15 protein-coding genes are annotated in these 19,391 nt (G+C 39.5%); 11 read left to right on the forward strand and 4 right to left on the reverse strand.

The features are described from left to right. The first annotated feature begins 5 nt into the window (after positions 1–5). Genes B9A18_RS22240 through B9A18_RS22250 form a run of 3 tightly spaced genes read left to right on the forward strand, consistent with a single transcriptional unit; the run spans position 6 to position 4,869 of the window. On the forward strand, positions 6–1,478 hold the full coding sequence (locus B9A18_RS22240) for a RagB/SusD family nutrient uptake outer membrane protein (protein ID WP_084291761.1): 1,473 nt from the start codon (positions 6–8) through the stop codon (positions 1,476–1,478). Between the two features lie 41 nt (positions 1,479–1,519). Further along, a complete protein-coding gene (locus B9A18_RS22245) occupies positions 1,520–2,941 on the forward strand; it encodes a TlpA family protein disulfide reductase (RefSeq protein ID WP_084291762.1) in 1,422 nt (473 codons plus the stop codon). Between the two features lie 38 nt (positions 2,942–2,979). Then, positions 2,980–4,869 (forward strand): protein-disulfide reductase DsbD domain-containing protein, encoded by a 1,890-nt coding sequence (locus B9A18_RS22250; protein WP_084291763.1) that lies wholly within the window; start codon positions 2,980–2,982, stop codon positions 4,867–4,869. Positions 4,870–5,013: 144 nt separating this feature from the next. Here B9A18_RS22250 and B9A18_RS22255 read toward each other — a convergent pair whose 3' ends face one another. From B9A18_RS22255 to B9A18_RS22265, 3 genes are read right to left on the reverse strand one after another with little or no spacing between them, the layout of a single operon-like run. Next, positions 5,014–6,243, reverse strand: coding sequence for a hypothetical protein (locus tag B9A18_RS22255; protein ID WP_084291764.1), 1,230 nt, complete (start codon positions 6,241–6,243; stop codon positions 5,014–5,016). Then, on the reverse strand, positions 6,240–6,683 hold the full coding sequence (locus tag B9A18_RS22260; protein WP_084291765.1) for a QcrA and Rieske domain-containing protein: 444 nt from the start codon (positions 6,681–6,683) through the stop codon (positions 6,240–6,242). Before B9A18_RS22260 ends, B9A18_RS22255 begins: the two co-directional genes overlap by 4 nt. Before the next feature lie 2 nt (positions 6,684–6,685). Then, positions 6,686–7,885 carry a di-heme oxidoredictase family protein gene (locus tag B9A18_RS22265; protein WP_084291766.1) on the reverse strand — a complete coding sequence of 400 codons (1,200 nt, stop codon included), beginning with the start codon at positions 7,883–7,885 and terminating at the stop codon, positions 6,686–6,688. A 121-nt stretch (positions 7,886–8,006) separates the two neighbouring features. Here B9A18_RS22265 and B9A18_RS25465 point away from each other — a divergent pair, with 121 nt between their 5' ends. The 7 genes from B9A18_RS25465 (at position 8,007) to B9A18_RS25680 (ending at position 17,046) form a co-directional block, all read left to right on the forward strand. Beyond that, complete coding sequence (locus B9A18_RS25465; RefSeq protein WP_235005413.1) at positions 8,007–8,261, forward strand: metal-dependent transcriptional regulator; 255 nt, start codon at positions 8,007–8,009, stop codon at positions 8,259–8,261. Between the two features lie 5 nt (positions 8,262–8,266). After that, positions 8,267–8,665: a metal-dependent transcriptional regulator gene (locus B9A18_RS25470; RefSeq protein ID WP_235005414.1), complete on the forward strand. Its 399-nt coding sequence runs from the start codon at positions 8,267–8,269 to the stop codon at positions 8,663–8,665. Positions 8,666–8,755: 90 nt separating this feature from the next. Continuing rightward, positions 8,756–9,340, forward strand: coding sequence for an RNA polymerase sigma factor (locus B9A18_RS22275; protein WP_084291767.1), 585 nt, complete (start codon positions 8,756–8,758; stop codon positions 9,338–9,340). An 87-nt stretch (positions 9,341–9,427) separates the two neighbouring features. Beyond that, positions 9,428–10,606 (forward strand): FecR family protein, encoded by a 1,179-nt coding sequence (locus B9A18_RS22280; RefSeq protein WP_159452728.1) that lies wholly within the window; start codon positions 9,428–9,430, stop codon positions 10,604–10,606. A gap of 151 nt (positions 10,607–10,757) precedes the next feature. After that, positions 10,758–14,078 (forward strand): TonB-dependent receptor, encoded by a 3,321-nt coding sequence (locus tag B9A18_RS22285; protein ID WP_084291769.1) that lies wholly within the window; start codon positions 10,758–10,760, stop codon positions 14,076–14,078. 26 nt (positions 14,079–14,104) lie between these two features. Continuing rightward, on the forward strand, positions 14,105–15,748 hold the full coding sequence (locus tag B9A18_RS22290; protein ID WP_084291770.1) for a RagB/SusD family nutrient uptake outer membrane protein: 1,644 nt from the start codon (positions 14,105–14,107) through the stop codon (positions 15,746–15,748). Positions 15,749–15,930: 182 nt separating this feature from the next. Then, complete coding sequence (locus B9A18_RS25680; RefSeq protein ID WP_084291771.1) at positions 15,931–17,046, forward strand: acyltransferase family protein; 1,116 nt, start codon at positions 15,931–15,933, stop codon at positions 17,044–17,046. Here the strand turns inward: B9A18_RS25680 and B9A18_RS22300 are convergent. After that, a complete protein-coding gene (locus tag B9A18_RS22300) occupies positions 17,043–18,146 on the reverse strand; it encodes an acyltransferase family protein (protein ID WP_084291772.1) in 1,104 nt (367 codons plus the stop codon). The two genes, B9A18_RS25680 and B9A18_RS22300, sit on opposite strands and share 4 nt — an antisense overlap. Before the next feature lie 234 nt (positions 18,147–18,380). Between B9A18_RS22300 and B9A18_RS22305 the strand changes: the two genes are divergently transcribed. After that, entirely contained in the window at positions 18,381–19,388 is a 1,008-nt protein-coding gene (locus B9A18_RS22305) for a c-type cytochrome (protein WP_084291773.1), read from the forward strand. Positions 19,389–19,391: the final 3 nt, after the last annotated feature.

The raw sequence follows: 19,391 nt of genomic DNA on the forward strand, positions 1-19,391 counted from the left end.
AAGTCATGCTTTACAATAAAAATATAATCACAATAGCCAGTCTTGCTATATTAACAATAGGCCTTGGCTCATGCGGGAAAGATTTTCTTGAGGTTGTGCCAAAGGGCGTTGCTATTGCCACCAAAACATCAGATTATGAACTTTTACTAAATGATCCTAACCTTACTACGCTGGGTCGGGCCTCACAAATAGTGATGTCTGATGAGCTGGCAGGTTTTGCACCTTTATATAGTGTAGGATCCGGAGTAGCCAGTGTGACTGACCAGAAAGCTTTCGAATATCAGGATGATATTTATCTGCCAACCGAAAATGTTTCCGAGTTGGGCCAGCTGGAAAAGCAGTTGTACAGCTATAACAAGGTGATTAATGAGATAATGGATTCCAAAGAGGGAAACAATGCCCAGAAAAAGGCTTTGCGTGCCGAGGCACTTGCAGGCAGGGCATGGGTGCATTTTATGCTGGTTAATTATTATGGCAAACCCTACAATGCCGCTACTGCCGCTTCAGATCCCGGTATTCCTTTGGTTAAAGTAGCGGACGTAACTCAGACTACCTTTACACGTTCCTCTGTACAGGCCGGATACGATCTGATCATAGCCGATTTAACAGAAGCAATCCCTGATCTGCCGGTCCAGATCATTAGCAGGAACCGTATGTCTAAGTCTGCCGGAGAAGCGATCCTGGGAAAAGTGTACGTGAATATGCAGCAGTTTGATAAGGCCCTACCACTCTTTACCTCGTCTATATCGAACCTGTCAAATGCCAGCATCCCAGTGGGATTGCATGATTTCAATGGAATCTTCAGTACCGGAGGCGCTTTTTATCCCATTAATCCGATCACAGGCCCCAACCGGTTTGCCATGGCCACCGATAAAGAAGTATTGTACCTGAAAAACTTCCTTAATTTTTATAGCTATATATATTCCGCTATTCCGGTGACTCCTCAAACGGCTGCATTGTATGTAAAAGAAGATCTGCGCCTTAATTTTTTCAACACAGCGCCTTTCCCGCCAACCGGAGCTATATATCCGCTTAAAATGATGAGGTGTTATGGGAGGTATAACAATATGGGCATAAATGTTCCGGACCTTTACATGTTAAAAGCCGAATGCGAATCACGTGCTGGAGACCTTACAAATGCCGTTAAGGATTTAGTCACTTTCCGTAAAACAAGAATGCAGAAAGATGTGCCAACCGCGGCTGATGTTCCGGTAAGTATTGCTTCAGATAAAGTAGCACTTACCAAATACATTTTAGAGGAAAGAATCAGGGAGTATGCGACCGCCGGTGAACGCTGGTGGGACATGCGCCGTCTTTCGGTTGATGACACTTACAAATCCACGGTTGGTATGGTACATCATGTATACGACGCAGCAGGTAACATTGTGAAATCATATCCATTAAAAGCGGAGAGGTTAACCTTTCGTTTTCCTCAATACATTATGAATGCGAACCCTGAGTTAAAGCAAAATCCGTAAAAACAGGAACCAGGGATTAAAACAATTTAAAGTACAGATCAATGAAAAAATTAATCATGATATTCATGCTATGCGTGTACACAGGCATAACATTCGGACAAAAAGCTGAAACTAAAGTAACCATCGAAATTACATCAATAAAACCCGATTCTATCTGGGTGGCTGATTATGGTGAAGTATTCTTTGCCAAACCTGGGAAGGACAACAGATATGTATTGAATTTTAAACACGATAAACCTTTAAAGGTAAGAATGGGGTTTGATAAACCGGAAAAAAGGAGCATGACTTTATATCTGGAACAAGGGGACCAGTTGAATATAGTAACTGATTTTGATAAGAATAGTTCATTTTCGGGTAAGGGTGCTGAAAATACCAGGGTATTCCACGAATGTACCAGGGTTCATGCATCAGCATACGAAAAGAAGGGGAAAGAAATTGGTGATAAAATATTGAGCCCGGCAGATGCTATTAAAACTTATTATGAACTTGGGCAATTGAAATTGAATACGCTGGAAGCTAACAGGCAAAAAGTTAGTGCCACATTTTATAACGACTGTTATATTTCTTTTTCATGTGAAAAGCTGGGGCTGCCAATTTTGCTCCCAAGATACTATGTTACCCCCGAAAAGAAATTCTCTGAATGTATTCCGGATAGCTACTGGGATCTGGAAAAAGATATCAGAATAGATGACCAGTTCACCACAAATCCTGACTATGTAGGATTTATGACAAATGTTTTTCCGATTTTTTTAAGCAATCGGGAAAAGTTTAAACTGGGAACACTGGACAAAACCTTATCGCCTGAAGCAGAGGTGAAATTTAAGATTGCGCTTGTTGAAAAGATATACCCGGAAAAGCTAAAGCGTGCTGCTCTTTTTGGGATTGTAAATTCGGCCGTGGGTAGCACAAAAGAGCTATCTCTGATCAGACCATTAATGGACGATTTTATAGCTAAATATGCCACCGAAGGCCAGGCAAAGGAATTAAGGGCTAATTATCTTAAAGTGGATAAGTTATCGGCCGGAAAAACGCCTCCACCTTTTATTTTAAAAGACCTGAACGGTAAAGATGTGACCCTAAAAGATTTTGCAGGTAAAGTAATATACATGGATTTTTGGGCCAGCTGGTGCTCGCCCTGTAGGTATGAAATGAAAAATGGAAGCCCTAAGCTACATGCAAAATTTAAGGATAACAAAGATGTGGTTTTCTTATATGTCAGCCTGGATAGTAAGATGGATGCCTGGAAAAAAGCTATTGCTGATGACAAAATAGAAGGAATTCATGTACTTTCTCAAGCCAACTCAGGTGTAGATAGCCCGGTAGGGAAAGCCTTTAACATCCAGGGCATCCCGCGCTATGTAATCATTGGTCGTGACGGAAAAATCTTCGACATTGATGCTCCAAGACCAAGTCAGGATATTACCCAGACAAAGATTAACGAGGCATTAAATGCCAAAAGATAATTCCTGTACAGTTCATCTGATCATTTAAAGGAAATAACATGAAAAGAATAATATTCATGCTGGTATGCTGCGTTTGCAGTATGCTGGCATTCGGACAAAAATCAGCATCCCTGATTCCTCTGAAAATACTCTATGTTGGGAACGACCCTTCACGCCCTAACCCAATTCCAGACGCAAAATCTGGCTGGCCTAAGAGAAACCATGATCTTGGGCCAACACGAATGCCGGATTTTAAACAATTTCTGGATCAGCATTTTAAGGCAGTAACGTTAGTGGATGCAAGAGATTATAAACCTGCTTTGTCCAATGATTACGATGTTACCATTTTTGATGCACAACCGGAACCCCTCGTTCCTGAAAAAAAAATCAAGGATGCAGACGGTCGTATAATAAAGACCATCTATGCTAAATATTTGCCCGAAAATTTCAGTAAACCCGTCATTCTTTTAAGTGGAAACGGCGGAATGGTTTTCTCAATTGGGGTAAAGTTTGCTCCGGAATGTGTTTGTCTGGGTGCCGATGCATATAATATCAATACCGCACACGAAATATTTAAAAACCCTGTGCCGGTATCAATCACTATGCCTAAAAAAGAAACGCCGGTAATAGCCAAACTCTTCAGTAAGGAGCTATCAGAACAGGTTCCTATGTGGAGAGTGCAAAAAGAAAGTGTTTATGAAGGAACAGGTTACCCACCTGGGGTTGTTTACTTTCATCTGGGGCTTAATGAACCTGATGCCGAGTTTATTTCGGGAGGGGTAAGTGCAAAAGACCAACATGCTGCGGCCATTGCCAGACATGGTAATTTTTTACTTTGGGGATTCAATGCTGCTCCATCAGATATGACGGAAGAAGCCAAAAAAGTATTTATAAATTCCATTTGCTATATCAAAAAATTTGATGGTCAGCAGCCCGTTGTACGGTTATCTGCCGATCCATTTCCAGTGGAACGGGCGAGTATTGCAATGGGTACCGACCTGGCTTCTTTAGATGGATTTAACAGGTATAAAACCATGTGGGAAAAAAGTAGTAAACCAGGTACAGCCGCCCCGAAAATAGAATGGAACAGTTTCCTGCAACAAAGGTATGAATTTGTAAAAAGTATTGCCGGGGCCGACTCTTTGGCCGTTCAGATGGATACTTTATCACTGGTTAATTATTGCCGGGACAATCTTAAATACTTCAATGGGACCATGGAAAGAAGTGGAAGTATCGATTTGGATGTCAAAAGCCTGGGCATTGCCAATAACGATCTCCGCTTACTGGAAACCTGTGTAGAGATGCTGGCGCAAAATAAAGACAAGGAGAAAGCTATGCGCCTGCTGAAACGATATACAAATCAAAATTACAATACCGCTTCTGAGTGGCGCAATTGGCTGAGCAAAAACAGGCGTAACCTTTTCTTTACGGAAGCAGGTGGCTATAAATTCATTGTTGCACCTTCGGACTGGACACCGTCAAATAAAAAAGCAGACGATCTGGGCAAAACGGATACCAGGGTACAGAAAGCACTATCAGAGATTAACTGTCTTACACCCGACAAACTTAATCCTGTAATGCTGGGTGCCGCCCTGATTGACGGTAATGGAGCAGATAAGAAGCTACTGGTGTTGAAAGTAAAATTGCTTAAGAACTGGCACATTTACAGCTATGTGCCAACGGAATCTCCTTTTATTCAATCTCAGCTATCCCTGGAATTACCTTTAGGAGTAAAGCAGGTAGGGAACTGGCAGTCGTCAGCAGCTAAGCCTATGCCTGGAGATCCGGGAGTGATGATATATGAAGATGAAGTTTGTTTTATACAGGAACTATCCGTGCCAGGTAACTCCATAAAAGGTTCCAAAGCAACAGTAAGTTTATATTATCAAGCCTGCGATGCGAGCCAGTGTCTGCCACCCGATACAGCGACGAAAGAAATCATATTCTAGCCCGAAAGGCCAGAGGCTGTAAAAGTCGACATTAAACAAAAATCTCTGAAGAATTTATTCATAATATTAAGAAAAGGGTTGCTCGTAAAAAGCAACCCTTTTCTTATTGATTATCTGCAGGCACAGGCACTGCATAATGATAGATTAAAAATATGTTGATACTCCAAATTGTATTGCAGCTGTTCGGCTCGGTGGGTTGCTTAATAAATCCCTTTGACTTTGAATTCTATAATTTGCCCTTATAACTGTTTGCGGCCTTGGTCTGAAGCTAATACCAGGCATTATACTCCATAGTTCATCGCCAATATTTTCATCAGTTTCTTTAAATTTCCCAACATTCCAATCTACATACTCAAAACGGCAAGCAAGATTGATTACGGCATTTTGCCAACCTAGCATATTTCTTTTTAGAATTGGTTGTACAATATCAGCAAAGCCGCCTTGTTGTTTGTTCCCAAATTGTTGAGAATAGGTTGCTGGAACACCTACATTGATCCAAGCCCATTCGGCAGTAATAAAAGTATTCAGCTTTGGCAAAGTAGTATTAAAGTCAATAGCAAATACATCTAAGCGTCTTTTGTCGTCGATAACAATTCCATCATCTTGCCATTTATTGTAAATACCCCCCATGTAGGATAATCCGATTTCACCTATTTTATTATGTCGCACTGCAATTTTTCCCGTCAATAGCGGTTCGCCGCTTGCCATTTCTTCAAACCTTTCTGAATTCTCTTTTGCGGCGGGTAAAAAGGTCTTATTCTCCCGGTTAGCAATAATCGAATTATCAAACCCACTGGAGGCGTAAAGTTCATAGCCGAACATCCAATTTGTATTATAATGTTTCCCATAAATACCAAACCCGGCATTACTCCAGGTTGCAGGCAACATTTGCGTCATGGCAATGGGACGATCAGTAAACTCCCATTTAGGCCCATCATGATTTTGGTTGAATGCACCTATAGGATTCATAATCATTCCACCTCTTAAATTGAGTAGGGGATGAAGTTCCAGATCAAGTGCAGCAAATTCTATTGCTATTTCCTTTTCGGCTGGTTCAAACTCAATTTCCGATAAGAATTTAATGCGTTTGCCAATTGTGGAAGCAACAAATAAGGTCATTCTTCTGAACTGAAATTGATGGCCTTCAGAAACACCATCTGTTCCTGAATGTTGCCAGTTCGCTTCCATATAGCCCCCTAATGCAACAGGTAATTTTCCAACGGCTATGAACGGTCGTTCATAAACTGCATCCATGTTTAAAGACTTCTTTGCGGTGTCGCTTGTCGATTTTTTAAGAAGCTTGGGATCAATTTGGGCTTCTGCTATATAGCAAGTGATTAGTATAACTGTGAGTGTGGTAATTAATTTCTTCATATTGCTTTAAGAGAGATTTTAAGTTGATCCTTATCAACAGCGATTGCAAATGTGCGTAGGTTGGTGGCAGCAGGGCCATTTTGCATGATCCCTTTGTTGTTAAATTCACTGCCGTGGGCCGGACATTGTAGTTTATCCCCAAATACTTGTAATTCGGCACCTTGGTGGGTGCATTGCATCCACAATGCAGTATAAGTACTTTCATTAAAGCGGTACACACAAATAGGAAATTTTAACTGATCATTGTTGATAATGATATACCTCTTGAATTGTTTCTTATTAGCGTTTTTTACAAAATCAGATAGCGGTACAACCAAATCATCACCTGCTATTTGTCCCGTTAAAATTTGTAATGAACTGCAACTTTCTAAAAGGGTGGAAATTCCTATGCCACCTAAACAGGCAAGACCACAGTTTTTTATAAAATCTTTTCTTTCCATGGTTATAGTGACTTTAAAAATTTAATAAGTGCATTTTTTTCTAATGTTGAGAGCTGGATAAATTTATTTCTGCTACCTGTTGATTCTCCACCATGCAGCTGTATAGCTTCTTCAATACTTTTAGCTCTACCATCGTGCATTAGGTGATATTGACCTCCCTGAGAATTTGTAGAAAGACCAAGTCCCCATAGCGCAGGAGTTCTCCACTCAAAAGTTTTTGCCGTTCCTTCAGTGTAGCCGTCGTCAAGTCCAGGCCCCATATCGTGTAATAGTAGGTCAGTATATGGTTGGAAAGTAACGTTAGATAGGGCAGTTATAGAAGATGCACCTGTTTTTAAAGTTGGCTTATGGCATGTTGAGCAATTTATGCGATCAAATATCATTCTTCCATTTTGTACTTCAGGATCGTTTTGCTGACGTTGTATAGGAGCTTTAAGCGCTTGTAAATAGAACACCACATCATTTACGGTTTGGGTAGAAATCTCCGGGTCAATTGCTAAACGCGTATAAACATCTACAGGATCGTAACTAGAGGTAATTCCAATATCCTGATTATAGGCATTTACGGTTTGATGCAATAGGCTATAAGCTGCTGCTTTTTTGCCAAAACGATGAATATATTTTCCGGTTTTTTCAATTGCATGAGCAAAGGGCACTACATAATCTGGTAAATTACCATAGTTTGGTATCCCGGAAATCCCGTCGTTATCATTGTCATTAGGGTCTGCCATTGCTAGTATATCTGCGTCAGAAACGAGTTCTAAAAATCCTAATCCAGTATTTGCAGGAGGTGTAAATTTGGAAAAAGTTGCTCCGAAGGGTATTTGTTCTGGCATATAACCAGGTATTGCTCTGTTTTGTAATTGAGGACCGCCCTGATGTAGGAATTTGTTCCCAGTTTCGTCAATTTGTCCGAAGCGGGTAAGTGTAGTAAAAGGATGCCCTTTACCATCTCCTGCATGACAACTACCACAGCTTGTAGCTACAAAAACGGTCCCTAATCCTGTTTCTGGAGTAAATACTTCATCATTAAAGGCTACATCCCCAGCTAAGAATCTTCGGCTTTGCTCATTGGTTAAGCCTTCGACAGGTCCATCTAGTAAATCTTCATCTTTAGGAGCAGCAGGTCCTAGCTTGGAGCAGGATTGTATAACAACAACAAACCCAAGGAGAAACAATACAATAAGTAATGCTTTTTTCATTAATCTAATTTTAGAGTTATATTATGCAAATATATAAAGTTAGGTTATACTAACATAATTTATTTGATAAGTCGATATTAAAGCGAATATTAAAGCGTAATATTATGTTTAGCTTTGTTAGATGAATTCCCAAACAGAAGAGAATTACCTGAAAGCACTTTTCATTTTGGCTGACGAAAACGGAAAGATTGGCGTAAACGATTTGAGTAAGTTTCTAGGAATAAAAATGCCTACAGTCAATAGTATGATGAAGAAGCTTGCGGAAAAAAAGCTTGTTCGTTATGTAACTTATAAGCCTGTTACCCTTACTGAAGTAGGTAAAAAGGAGGCTGCCCTAATTGTTAGAAAGCATCGCCTTACTGAAATGTATCTGTAGAGAAAATGGGATTTGGCTGGGATGAAGTCCATAATATTGCAGAGCAGATTGAGCATGTGAGTTCTAGCATTTTTTTTGATAAAATGGATGAAATCCTGGGCCATCCAAAATTTGATCCTCATGGTGCGCCTATACCTGACAGCTATGGAAGAGTTGAATTTCTTGATCAAAGAAAGTTGAGTGAATGCAGCACCGGTGAAACCATTAAGCTTTTTGGTGTTATTCACTCCTCTGATGATTTCTTGAAGTTTTTAAATAGTAGAGATTTAAAATTGGGAACTATCCTTACAATCGATTTAATAGAAGCTTTTGATGGAACCAGAGAAGTAAGTTATGATGGGAGAACAAATGTCGTACTTAGCCAAATTGCTTGTGAGAAGTTATTGATACAGAAGTTAAGGTAAAACCTGCACCGGAGAGGCCACGACAAAAAAAAGCCGATGAAGATTATCGGTTGATATATAATTTATTACTAGATTCGTTTTGAAAATTAAATGACCAGCCAGCTCCTAATTTCTGATTCAGATCTGATTTCCATGTTGAAAAATGGGGACAGGAAAGCATTTAGCGAAATTTACAATCGCTACTGGAAGTCGCTCCATCATTTTGCATATAATATTGTTGGTGATGAAAATGCAGCCTCCGATGCACTTCAGGAAGTTTTTGTAAGCTTGTGGAAACGTAGGGAGACCGTAGAGATTCTTTCTTTAAAGTCTTATTTGTTTCAGGCTGTTAGATTTGGAGTCCTGAAGTTGATACGCCAGCAGAAAACAGATCAGCTTTTTTATACAAGGCTTGCTATGGTTACCAGTGAGATCGTATTGGAAAATCCAATGCTCTTTAAAGAACAACAACATCTTATAGCGCAACTGATCAGTCAGCTACCTTCGGACTGCAGAGCTATATTTGTGATGAGCAGAGAGGAGAACTTAACCTATAAACAGATAGCCAGTAAATTGGAAATATCTGAAAAAACCGTAGAAAAAAAGATGTCCATTTCGCTTAAGATGATCAGGAGTGGTCTTAACCTTGAACTCTGTCTTGCTGTTACGTCTTTTTACTTTTTGTCCAAATCCTAAGCGTTTTTTATCATTCCCATTATTCCGAAAAAAACATTTGCTAAAGCGTAGGGTATCCCTGGTCTTTTGGTACATATGTATATAACTATGGAAAAGGAACATTTTTTATCGCTCGTCGAAAGGTATCTGGACAATACAGCCACCCCGGATGAAAAGATACTGGTTGAGGCCTATTGTGATAGGATGGGTGAAAAGAAGTATAGCGTATTTAGCCCTGAACAGGAGGAAACACTCAAGACCCGCTTGTTGTTTAAAATCGAGGAAGACCTATGGGGAGACCAAAAATTGGATACCAATAAAGCAAGGCGGAGCAGGTTTGTTTTACCGTTTAGGTGGTTGGCTGCCGCGGTAATCCTTATCATTGTGGGAACGGCTTTGTTTTTAATCAAGCCCAACAAACTGCAGACACCAGTACAGATCGATTATGCGAGCCGGATTTTAGCTGGAGGAGACAGAGCAATACTGATCCTGGGCGATGGATCTAAAATAGATCTGGGTAAAGCCGATAAAGGGCATATTGCAGACCAGAGAGGGCAGGAGATAAAAAAGACAGCTGAAGGCAGATTGGTGTATGACCTGGTTGCCAGCGACCTATCGGCTGAAAGTTCAAAGGTCACTTTCAACACGGTAATCACGCCAAATGGTGGTAAATTTCAGGTGGTACTTTCTGATGGTACCAAGGTTTGGTTAAATTCAGCTTCAAGTGTTCGATACCCTTCTACATTCTCTAAAGATAACAGGGTTATTGAGCTTGAGGGAGAAGGGTACTTTGAGGTTGCACATGATAGTTCAAGGCCATTTATTGTAAAAACAGGAAAACAGCATGTAGAAGTATTTGGAACACATTTTAATATTTCAGCTTATGATGATGATGGCATGACCAGAACGACCCTTTTGGAAGGGAGTGTAGCAGTGAGGCCATTAGTTTCATCGGGAAGTAAATATAGCCGGATCGCCCGTCTTGTTCCAGGGCAGCAATCTCAGCTGAAAGGAACCGAATTGTTGGTCAATAATGTTGATGCGGAAGCAGCAATAGATTGGAAGAACGGCAAATTCATATTCAGGAACGAAAGTCTAAAATCAATTATGAGAAAACTTTCCCGTTGGTACGATATTGAAGTAGACTATAAAGGGAATGTTGAAAATCTACCTTTTGGAGGCCGGATATCCAGGTCGAAAAATCTAAAGGAAGCGCTGAGGATACTCACACTTACCGGAGATGTAAATGTAAAAGTTGAAGGAAGGAGGGTAACCATTATGCCATAGATCTAAAATGGGTAGCGGTTACATAATCCGGAAGTGCTGGACACACTCCCGGATAAAATAATAGGCTTCCCCACCCTTTAATCAATGTTAATAATCAACCAAACACGATGTGCTGGAAACAGGGCGTCTTCAACCTAAACTATTCAAATGTATGAAATTTTACGATTCTAATTCGTATAGGGCTTCCTATGTGAATGAAAAGACTCTTTTGATCATGAAGCTAACTGCGATTCTTCTTTTTGCCCTTATCTTTCAGGTGCGTGCATCTGGCTATGCGCAGAAAACTGTTACAATAAATGAGCGAAATGCCTCTTTGGAAAAAGTCCTGGAGAAAATTGGGGACCAGAGTGGATACGATATTTTTTTCAATGCCCTACTGATAGGAAAGGCCAACCAGGTGAGCATAAAGGTAAAAGACATGCCACTCCTGGAGGTCTTGATGAAATGCTTTGCCAACCAGCCGCTCACCTATACGGTGGAAGGATCGGCAATTATAATTAAGGATAAACAACTTCTTGAAAGAAATCAAATGCCCAAAGCCTTATTCGGTAACATCAGGGGCAGGGTTATCGATGAGAAAAATGAAGGAGTACCTGGAGCCACCATACGGGTTAAGGGTTCTACTTCTGCTGTGATTACCGATCCAAATGGTTATTTTGAAATTAAAAACGTAAAAGCAGATGATATCATCCAGGTGGCCTTTATTGGTTATGCAGCTCAGGAAGTAAGGGTAAACCTTAAAACGGAAATGTTAATCCAGATTATAGCTGAAGCGGGAAGCCTGAACGAGGTGGTTGTTTCCGGTTTTGGACAAACCCAAAGGAAAATAAGCGTAACAGCTGCCATATCTACCGTTCAGACAAAGGAGCTAAAACAAAGTCCTGTCTCCAATCTGAGCAATGCGCTTGCAGGACGCCTGCCTGGGCTAACCACTATCCAGTCTTCCGGTATTCCAGGAGCAGATGCCTCAACAATTTATATCCGTGGTATCGGTACCTATGGGGCTAGCAGAGGACCATTGATTGTTATCGATGGTCTCCCCAGGGGCGATGCCAATTTCGGCGATATCGATGTGAACGAGGTTGCTTCCATCAGTATCCTTAAAGATGCTGCATCCACATCCCTCTACGGTATACAGGGAGCTAATGGAGTTATCCTGGTAACGACCAAACGTGGTACGGTCCAAAAAACGCAAATACAGTTCAATGGACAGTACGGCGTGCAGACTCCGCAACGTTTGCCTGAGCGGTTTAGCAGTTTTCAGAAAGCCACCCTTGACAATGCCGGCTCTGTAAATGATGGCACTAATCCGATCTGGACGGCAAAAGAAATCGAACTCTTCCAGAACCAAACAGATCCTTATACCTACCCCGATGTCAATTGGTACGATGTGATCTTTAAATCAACTACGCCTCAGCAGCAATACAATGTTAACATGAATGGTGGTAACAGTAGTGTGAAATACTTTGTGTCTCTTGGTTACCTGAATCAGGGTACGCTTTTTAAAGGAGCTGAAGACAACAAATATGGCGTAAGCCAAAAATACGATCGTTACAATTTCAGGTCTAATATTGATATCGCTGCAACAGATATGATGAATGTGAGGGTGGATCTTGCCTCTAGAATTGAACAGCGTACCGGACCAGGGCCCGGTTATGCAACTGTTTTTTCTTATGTAAACCTGATGCAGAATTATACTACCCCTGTGTATAATCCAAATGGTACTTATGGTGCGGGCAGGATAAATGCCAATGATATTGGGAATCCCCTTGGGACAATCAATGATAGTGGTTACTATGATAACTTCTGGAACAGCACCAACGGAACCATCGAGGTTAACCATAAACTTGATTTCATTACCAAGGGATTTAGTGCCAAAGGACTTTATACCTTTGAAAATTATGCCGCCATAAATTATAGCCAGACACAGAAATTTGATGCTTTTAGATATCGCAAAGATCCGGTAACAGGTCTAGAGACCTATATCCCTTTCTCTCAGAAGACCTCGCTCGCCAAAACTTACAGCACCTCTGCCAATCGGTATTATTATTATAACCTACAGCTTCAATATGACAGGAGTTTCGGTAAAAACTCTTTTTCGGGCCTAACACTTTTTAACAGAAATTATACCTCGGTGGCCAATGATCTGCCAAAGGCTTATGAGGGATTTGTGGGCAGAGTAGCATACAACTATGACTCAAAATATTTTGCTGAGGTCAATGTCGGTTATAATGGCTCGGAAAACTTTCCAAAAGGAAACCGCTATGGATTCTTTCCTGCCGTATCCGCTGGCTGGATAGTTTCTGCTGAGTCTTGGTACAGTTCAAAGGTTATTAACTATTTAAAAATCCGTGGATCGTTCGGATATGTGGGTAACGATAATATTGGTGGTTCGAGATGGTTGTTTATCTCTGATTACAGCCGTGGCGGTGGATTCGATTTCGGTACCTCGCCGGCTTTGTCTGGAGGATATAATGTAAATAGAACAGGAAATCCAAATATCACCTGGGAACGTGCCCAGAAATCCAACATTGGCCTGGAGACTGGCTTTTTTAACAATGCAATAAAACTTGAGATTGATGTATTTAGGGAAAACAGATCCAATATCCTTACTACCCCTCAAACCATTCCAACTTATCTGGGTATTGCGGGGCTTTCAGCAATCAATGTTGGTAAGGTATTGAACCAGGGATTTGAAGCCTCTTTAAATTTCAATAAAAAAGCAGGTCAGGTGAATTTCTTCGGCTATGTAAACTGGACATATAACAAAAACAAAATTCTTGCTCGTGATGAGCCCAATCTTGCTTTCCCATATCAGGCCCTTACCGGTCTACCGGTAGGCTACCAGCTTGGTTATATATCGGAAGGTCTTTTTCAAGATCAGAATCAGATAAATACTGCTCCAAAACAGAGTTTTGCGGGAGTGGTAAAACCTGGTGATATCCGTTACAGAGACATGAACGGCGATAACATCATTAACGAGAGTGATCGTGTTGCCATACAGATCAATAATTTTCCGAATAATACCATAGGCGCATCTCTTGGTACTTCCTTTAAAGGGATTGATTTAAGCGTACTGGTTCAGGGGGCGCTTAGCGGCAAAACCTACGTTCCTTACCTGGGCCCTGCTCGTGTTGGCGATGTATGGACTCCCCAAACCGCTGCTACCGCAACTTATCCGCTTGTACACTACAGTTTGGCAGGCGGCCAGAATAACTCGCAGATTAGTACCTTTTTCATTTATAGTTCCGATTACCTCAAGCTTAAAAACGTAGAGCTGGGTTATACTTTTCCTAAAGAGATGTTATCAAAGATTGGAATCAACTCGCTTAGGATTTTTGCCAATGGCCTAAACCTGGCTACCTGGGACAAACTTCCATATAAAGATTATGATCCTGAACAGACAGCGAACGGAACCGCTTTGTACCCGACAATGAAAGTGTACAATTTCGGGGTGTCCATGAACTTTTAAACCTTTAAAAAACTAAATGTATACTGATGAAAAAATATAGCTACACTTTACTGGTAATGTTACTGATCTCCGTGGTAACATCATGTAAGAAAAATTTTTTGGATAGAGTGCCGAGTGATTATATAAACGAAGCAGAGGTATTCGGAAATATAGATAACGCAGAGGGCTTTTTAAATAATATATATCTGACAATTCCTTCCTGGAATTATGGTGCTGGGAATTCATATGTAACTGCAGCAATGACAGATGAAGCTAAACAGCGCTGGGCAAATGGAGCCATTTTATTTAATACCGGTGCATGGAATCCAAGTAATTTCTCTCCCCTTGGAGAGGATTGGACAAATGCTTACACCAAAATAAGAGCTTGTAATCTTTTTCTAACCAATTTTGATCTGATACCCGAAGATCCTAATGTTCCAAGTAGAAAAAGTAGATTAAAAGGAGAAGTATTAATGCTACGTGCTTTTAATCATTTTGTGCTTTTTAGAGGTTGGGGGAAAATCCCTATTATGGACAAGCCACTTTCTCCGGCAACGGATGGGGAGGGCGTGTTTTTGAAACGAAGTGAATATTCGGACGTAGTAAGTTTTATTGAGGGCGACCTTAATGCAGCCATGGCTAATTTACCAGCTAAACATGATGCCGGTTTGTGGGGCAGAGCAACCAAAACTATTTGCCAAGCCATTAAATCCAGACTGTTTCTTTATTATGCCAGTACTTTGTTCAATCCGGGTAATGATGCTGCAAAATGGCAGAAGGCTGCGACGCTTTCTAAAGAAGCTATGGATGCAGCCTTGGCTCAAGGTTACACTTTAGAACCCAAATTTGCCGACGCCTTTTTAAAGTATGCCAACTCAGAATGTATTTGGGGGCGTAATATTGGAACGGGTGCAAGCGCTGGATTAGATCAGGTAATGCAACCTTTAGGCTATAGCGGCTGGTCCAACTGTGGTCCAATACAAGACTTTGTTGATGCATTTGAAATGAAGAATGGTCTCTCCATTCAAAATGCTGGTTCGGGTTGGGACCCTAAACATCCTTATAAAGATCGTGATCCCAGATTTTACGCTACAGTACTTTATCCCGGAGCAACCTGGAAAAATAGAAAAATTAACATTTATAGCAACGATAAAGACAATGCCAATGAACCTGGCACCAATTATTGGTGGAGAAAATACATGACTGAGGGATTGAATTTATCCAACAGTTCTGGTGGAGTAAACAAATCATTTTCGATTTTCAGAACACCTGAGCTGATGCTGAATTATGCCGAGGCACAGAATGAGGTAAATGGTGCAGATGCAAGCGTATATATTGCTTTGAATACGATTCGTAAAAGAGCAGGGATGCCAGATGTTACACCCGGCCTTACTAAGGACCTGATGAGGGATGTTATCCGTCACGAGAGACGTATAGAACTTGCCTTTGAAGGACATAGGTTTTGGGACGTGAGAAGGTGGAAGATTGCCGAAGTAGTTGATAATAGACCTGTTTACGGAGTGAATTACACCATTTCATCAAGCAATGCAACAGATACTACATTTGCCTATTTCGAGTCTCAAAAACGTGTATTTGATAAGACAAAGCATTACTTCCTTCCTATTCCTCAAGGTGAAATCGATAAACTAAGTGGAAAAAACCCTGATTTCACACAAACATTAGGTTGGTAATTAGCTTAGTCATCTAATTATTAATTAACACACTGTTTATATTCGGTCATGAAATTAAACAGTGTGTTCAATTGATTCCATTTTAAAGGAGAAAACAGCGGCCTGAATAATTAAAATTTACTTTGAGCATTAATTGTCAATAATATACCGTATTTTTTCCAAAAAATTAAAATTACCAATTAATGCTCAAAGTTATTTCTACCCCAAAAGAGAAGGAAAAGCCCCTTGTCAATAAAATAAACTATCCTTTTGTCGATTTCATACGATTTATATCAATGATTGGTATCGTTTGGGCCCATATACCCTTTTTTGAACAAAATGAAACTGTAACTAACATCCTTAATAAAATTGATTACCCAATGATATATTTATCATTCATGCAAATTTTTAAGTTTGGAGTTATTTGCTTTTACCTTATTTCAGGATTTTTAATAGGAGAGAATTTAAAAAATATTAGCCCCTTATCCTATTTCAAAAGAAGGCTAAGAACTATTGGTAAACCATACATAGTAGTTTTAGTGATATTTGAAATTTTCACTTTAATATCGCACTTCTATATTGGAAAAAACACTTTTAGTATATCCGCTGCACTTGACATTTTAAAGTGGTCTATGTTTTATAGTCCACTTTGGTTTATCCCTAATTACTTATTGGCCTTTGGGATAATACTGCTATTCTATAAATACATACGTTCCAAAGTCTTCGGCTTGATTCTATTCGTGATCATGGTCATTTATTCGATATTTCTGGTGTATATCCCTGCCTATGCGATGTCGCACACTACTGCATTATTTGGATTCGTTTTTTACCTTTGGTTAGGCATATTTATTCGACAAAACAATCTAATCGAGAAAATATTAAGAATTAATATCAATGTTTTAATACTTATAACCCTGGCGCTCTTCTCTATATCAATTATTGAGAGTTATCAATTGTACAGGAATAATTTTACTACGGTGTTTAATATTTTGAGATTTAGTAATCAACTCTACTCCATATCGGTGTTTGCATTGCTGATTAAAATATGTAATACGCCACCAAAATTTCATTTTTTAAACCCCCGAAAAGAAACTTATGGGATTTATTTATATCATGGTTTTATTACCTCATTTTTAATACCCATAATCATCGGATTTATCGACCAGTATTTTGATGTAACAGTCCATTATTGGTATGACTACCGTATATCCTCATTCATTTTGCTTTTTTTATCTTTCTTTATATTTTGTTATGTATCCACCACATTATTCGTGAAGCTATTATTAAATTATGACATAGGATACTTAAATAGATCCTAATTGTTTTTAGGTACAGGTTCTAATATTTTTTGATTTTCCTGAATGCCGTCTTTGAAGTATTTTTTCAATTTTAAGAAGGGCATTTCAAAATAATGATAAGAAAGTTTTGCAAGCAATAGCAAAATGATAAAATTTCCCAGCATCCATAAATAGTTCCGAATTGTGGGAGAAAAAGGGATGTGTAAAAAATCAGCGATGCGGGTGAAAGCGTTATAGGTATAATAGGGTATTAAAAAATGATAGAGAAAAAGACCGTAACTTATTTTTCCCATGCTCATCAGTAATTTATTATCAAACAGAGATGAAAAAGTATAATTCTCGTTTTTTCCATTCGATATGAAATACATTAGCAATCCGGCAGTCATGATTGATATGAACGTCCCGGAACCAAAATGGTGGGTTTGTGGCAGAAACCATAACTGTATTAGAGATAAGAAGAAACATATTATGGCGATCCAATAAATGATTTTTCTTTTTTTGAGTAGATAATCGGGTTCCTTGATTAATAAAAATGAAAGTAAAGCGCCTATTCCTATGCCATCAAGATTATTTATGGTTAAGATGTTGGCAAATTGATTGTGATTTAAAAACTGAGCGCCTATGCCGGTTAATATAGAAATGATGATAATCATCAAAGTTGTGATGCGATTGGAAAAAATGATTAACCATGGCCAAATAAGGTAAAATTGCTCCTCAACAGAAATTGACCACAAATGTGCAAGAGCTGGCCAGATTTGTACTTTGTAGATATAGATATTGGCGGTAAAAGTCAAAAAATATTTGTAGGAAATTTTTTCTGTTGCAGGTCCCGTAAAAAACCAAATGGCAAGTACTAAAAAATAAGCCGGAAATATTCTAAGCGCACGTTTAAAAAAGAAATTTTTAATTGTTCTATATTTATCTGATGTGGTCTCAGTTTTGACTTTGGCTTTTAATAAAATTGCCGTGATTAAAAATCCACTAATCGTAAAAAATATTTTTGGGGCATTAATGTATGCCGAAACAAGGTAGGCGGAGTTATCTTTCGGAAACCAGTGAACTATGATTACGGTTAAAATTGCTAAAGTTCTTAAACTGTCAAGCTGTTTAATATATTTCATTGACAAGAATTTTATTTTTTAGGACAGACCGATTGTATAACCCGTTGATTTTGTTTCCTTTTTTACTTGGATTGTTAAGTAAATATATAAAAAATGTCTATTATAGTCTGAGTTTTCTAAAGGGAATATTTTATAGTTACGCGTAGATTTTTGATGTATTTTGTTCCAATGAAATAATACTTATAGATAAAATTAGTTATTACCAGTACTTAACCTAAACTAAACCAACTTAATATGTCCCTAACCAAGACTTCAAGAGGCGCTTTGATTCCTGCGCTTTTTATTGTAGCTGTTTCCGGAATTGCTTTTTTTTCATGCAATTCGGCGGAAGGAGATGAACAGGCAGGTAAAGAGAGCGAGTCTCAACCTATAAAAATTGATACCACAAAGATTCCTGACAGTAAGTTTGGTACAGCTGTTAAATATGGCAGACAACTAATGCTCAATACAGCTTATTATATAGGTCCAAATGGCATTAAAGGAAAGTTTTTGGGGAACAAAATGAGTTGCACCAATTGTCATCAGGATGCAGGCACAAAATTATTCTCCTTCAACCTGATGAAATCCCACGAGGATTATCCCCAATACAGGGCGAGGGAAGGGAAAATCCTTACACTTGCCGAAAGGGTAAATAATTGCGTGATGCGCCCGCATAATGGAAAACCTCTTCCATTGGATGGAGAGGAGATGGTTGCCTTACTATCTTATTTTAAGTGGATCAACTCCTTTGTGCCTAAAGGAGACCCTTTTAAAGGACAAAAGAATAAAAGTATTGATTTACCCACAACTGCGGCAAGTCCGGAACGGGGACAATTGCTTTATGGAAGACATTGTGAGCGGTGCCATGGAAAGGATGGCGAGGGTATGTTACAAAAGAATCAGCTCACTTATCTCTATCCTCCACTATGGGGCCCTGAGGGTTACCAGCCTGGCTCAAGCATGCACAGAAATATTAAACAGGCGCAATGGCTGAAGACGAATATGCCTTATGATAAAGCCAGTGCTGATGCTCCTTTTTTAACTGATGCTGAGGCCCTGGATATCGCTTCTTTTGTAAACTCCGATGACATCCATAAAAGACCAAATCCTAAAAATTTAGATTACCCACATGCAGGCGAAAAAGCTATAGATTATGCACACCAGCCTTTTGTGGATCCTTTTACAGAAAAACAGCATAGGTTAGGCCCATGGCAGCCCATCATTGATTACTGGAATAGCAAGGGCTACACGCCTACGTATTGATAT

This window comes from Pedobacter nyackensis, from assembly GCF_900176505.1.
In the GTDB taxonomy this organism is placed as follows: domain Bacteria; phylum Bacteroidota; class Bacteroidia; order Sphingobacteriales; family Sphingobacteriaceae; genus Pedobacter; species Pedobacter nyackensis.